The sequence below is a fragment of the bacterium genome (genome assembly GCA_024228115.1).
GTDB lineage: Bacteria > Myxococcota_A > UBA9160 > UBA9160 > UBA6930.
Map to the genome: position 1 here is coordinate 1 of JAAETT010000038.1, position 2,772 is coordinate 2,772.

General features: G+C 63.9%; 5 protein-coding genes. 3 read left to right on the top strand and 2 right to left on the bottom strand.

What is annotated here, in order from left to right; genetic code table 11:
- The first annotated feature begins 203 nt into the window (after positions 1-203).
- The 3 genes from GY937_00975 to GY937_00985 are packed head-to-tail and all read left to right on the top strand — an operon-like array spanning position 204 to position 1,003.
- Positions 204-566 (top strand): helix-turn-helix transcriptional regulator, encoded by a 363-nt coding sequence (locus GY937_00975; GenBank protein ID MCP5055277.1) that lies wholly within the window; start codon positions 204-206, stop codon positions 564-566.
- A 21-nt stretch (positions 567-587) separates the two neighbouring features.
- Complete coding sequence (locus tag GY937_00980; GenBank protein ID MCP5055278.1) at positions 588-785, top strand: type II toxin-antitoxin system HicB family antitoxin; 198 nt, start codon at positions 588-590, stop codon at positions 783-785.
- A gap of 5 nt (positions 786-790) precedes the next feature.
- Positions 791-1,003, top strand: coding sequence for a type II toxin-antitoxin system HicA family toxin (locus GY937_00985; protein ID MCP5055279.1), 213 nt, complete (start codon positions 791-793; stop codon positions 1,001-1,003).
- A gap of 661 nt (positions 1,004-1,664) precedes the next feature.
- Here the strand turns inward: GY937_00985 and GY937_00990 are convergent.
- Both GY937_00990 and GY937_00995 read right to left on the bottom strand, forming a co-directional pair.
- Positions 1,665-2,024 carry a hypothetical protein gene (locus tag GY937_00990; protein ID MCP5055280.1) on the bottom strand — a complete coding sequence of 120 codons (360 nt, stop codon included), beginning with the start codon at positions 2,022-2,024 and terminating at the stop codon, positions 1,665-1,667.
- Positions 2,025-2,034: 10 nt separating this feature from the next.
- Positions 2,035-2,772: RHS repeat-associated core domain-containing protein (locus GY937_00995; protein MCP5055281.1), on the bottom strand; the 738-nt coding region annotated here is incomplete at its 5' end.

A 2,772-nucleotide genomic window follows, 5' to 3' on the forward strand; every position in this document is an offset into this window, starting at 1 on the left:
GACCTCTTGCTTCAGCCGCTCGATCTCTGCCTCGGGGATCCTCGCCATCCAAAAACCTCCCTTTGCGAAAACCTGTCAAGGGCCGTGGACACAAAACCCGCGACTGGTGGACTCGATCCCGTTGTACCAGTATGCTGGTATTCATGCAAGCTGCAGGGGCCCTCGAACCCCGTTCTCTCCAAAACCACCCGTACACTTCCGCCGTGGCACGGAAGCTCGATCGACATCGACCCAAGCAGGGAGCCCGCCTCGCCGCCTTGCGGCGCGCAGCAGGGCTCACCCAGGTCGAGCTCGCGCAGCTTGTCGGCGAGCCTCAGCAGAACATCGCCTTCTGGGAGCACAGCCAGAAGCCGCCCCGCTCCGACGTCCTTCCGAAACTCGCCAAGGTCCTCGGCGTCAAGATCGAGCACATCCTCGAGGGCAAGCTCCCCGAGACCCGCCGTGCGGGGCCCGTCGGCAAGGTCCAGAGAATCTTCGAAGAGGTCTCGACCCTGCCGAGAAAGCAGCAGGAACGCATCGTCGAGACCGTCTCGGCCCTCGTCTCCCAGTACAAGCGTGAAGCTTGAGCTCCGACCCAAGGACAACCCATGCGCTACAAGATCGCTCTCCAACACTCCGACGAAGGCTTCAGCGTCTCCGTCCCCGGACTCCCCGGCTGCTGGTCCCAGGGTGAGACCGAGGAAGAGGCCCTTCTGAACATTCAGGGTGCCATCACCGACTACCTCGCCGTCGTCGACGAGTTGCTCGGCGACGCCGAGATCCGCGAAGTCGACGTCGCCGTCTAATCCACGTGCCGAAGATTCCCGGAATCCCGCATCAAAAGGCCGTGCGCGCTCTCGAAAAGGCGGGCTTCCGGATCACACGCCAGAGCGGGCACATCATCATGACCGATGGCACCCGTATCCTCACCATCCCGCGCAACAACCCCATCAACGCCTTCACCCTCGGCGGCATCGTGCGCGATGCGGGGCTTACGGTTGAAGAGTTTCGCAAGCTCCTCTGAAGCCCTCTTCCCCCTCAGCCGCTCTCACCTCACCAGAGCTGCGGCGGAGCCGCCGCAGCTCTTTCCGGGGAGCCCCCCTTCCAGGGGGGCGGACGGGCGGCCGGCGTGCGCACGGCAGCCCTGCCTATGCGGGGCAAGAGGTCCGGAGCCGGGCGAACTCTCGGGACGGCAAATACCTCTCGCACCGGTAAAGCGCAGCCCACCCCAAGTTGACATAACTTGTTATGTCAAGGCGGAGCGAAGCGGAGCCCGAGGAGGGGGCCGGACAGGGGCTGTCGGATAAAGCAGCTTTATCGGACAGGGCCTTGCAAGGGGCGTGAACGGCCCGCGGCAGGAGGCTGCGCAGGGAGCGGCCCGCCCCGCAGGGCCGGGCGCGGCACTTGCCGCCCGGCTGCCCCGGTGAGGAGCGAAGCGACGAGGGGAGGCCCCCTCCGACGCTTGGGGTGGGCGGGCGCGGGAGCAACCCACTCTCGCACGCCTCGAGCCCGGCTCTGGGCCGAACTCGGCGTCGGCGCATGAGCCTCGTGCGGGGCTCCGGACGGGCGGGCGGGGGGTTCTGCGCGGAGGCTGACGGTGCGAGCCGGCATCCGAGTTCTGCCTCGGCAACCAAGGTCGATCTCGGTGCATTACGGAAACCGCGGAAAAAATACCCCGCTCACGTTCATGAACTTCCCGGCGCTGTCACGTCAGCTCTAGCGAGACAACACCCCACGATTCCACCAAGAACAACACCGACCGCACAGATCACAGCAAGTTCCGGCGAATCATTTTGAACCCACCACCACGCGAGCGCCGTGAGGAACCCTGATAGGGCACCTATCAATGTCATGGCAACCGTAGGAGACGATGTAGCTGCCTTAGGAGTGAGGTAATAGAAGCATGCGAACGTCACGGCAAAGACGACCCCGGCGAGAAAGCCGAGTCCGACCTTTGCCCAGGAGGGATCCCCGAACACGAGACCGTTCGCACCAATAACTCCGAAGAACACAGCGAGTACAACGACACCTGCACCCCTACTCATGCGCCCTCCTTCACGGAACAACCGCGGTGCCGGCACCAGGGCTACAGGAGCCAGGCGGCGGATTGAGGTAGTCAAACACGTAGTCACCATAGAACGTGCCTACCGTGGCTCCGGGACCGCCCGGCACCGGGATCGCTGCAATCGCCGACCCGACTGCCGTCCCAGCGAACCATGCCGCGCTCGTTGCCGCCCATGCGAGCCCCGCCGCCTGAGCCGTGCCAACAACCGCACCAGATGTCACTGCACCCGGGTTGGTCAGGACGAGTTTCCCTAAACCAAGGACAGTGTTCGCACCGCGACTTGCCGCAACATTGCCGGCGATACCCGAAGCACCGGTAAGAAAGATGGGTGCAGCAACGCCTGGAGTCGTCGTATTCGTTGACCGAAAATTGCTGGCCGCCTGCGTCCCAAACTGGCCGGGCGGCGACGAGTTTTGCGCCACTGTGTTGGATTGGCTGTACGGTCCTCCTCCAAGACCATATGGCCCACCTGCAAGACCAAGCGGGTCAATCGACACCGTGGGATTCGGCAGCACGTACTGGAAGACGTTGGTGCCGCCCCATTGCCCAATCGGATCCGCATTGATGTATCGCCCTACGGCTGGATCGAAATACCTGAACCTGTTGTAGTGGAGGCCTGTCTCGCCATCGGCGTACTGGCCAGGGAAGCGGGTGTTGAGGGCCACCGTACTCGTGGGGTCCACGGCTGCCGTGCCGAACGACTCATGGCTCTGCCTCCACACACTGGC